This window comes from Candidatus Thiosymbion oneisti (assembly GCF_900092655.1).
Classification (GTDB): Bacteria; Pseudomonadota; Gammaproteobacteria; order Chromatiales; family Chromatiaceae; genus Thiosymbion; species Thiosymbion oneisti.
This window is the reverse complement of the sequence record NZ_FLUY01001044.1, coordinates 1-256: the sequence shown is the minus strand read 5'-3', so window position 1 is coordinate 256 and position 256 is coordinate 1. Positions and strand designations below refer to the sequence as shown.

Here is a 256-nt window from a genome sequence, read left to right as displayed (position 1 = left end):
TCTTTCAGACGGCTTACGGACCCCATCACCAGCTGGCGGCAACGCTCAGAGCAGACGCCTTCCGGGCCGCACCGGATGTGTGATTCCCGTGTCTATACCCGTCACCCGTGAATATTTCGCCGCGATGCACGCCCCTCGCACCCGATAGCCGCGTTGCGACTCGTCGTAATAGGGCCTGGCTATTCCTCCTCGCCGCGCCTTGCGCTCGGGCACCATCGGCACACCTCGCTTACCGAAATATTCACGCGCGACGGGT

General features: G+C 62.9%; 1 protein-coding gene. It reads right to left on the bottom strand.

Annotated features, from left to right (window positions below; genetic code table 11):
* Positions 1 to 45: 45 nt before the first annotated feature.
* Positions 46 to 256 (bottom strand): hypothetical protein (locus tag BQ17_RS22615; RefSeq protein ID WP_218068219.1); only part of this gene is annotated, 211 nt, incomplete at its 5' end.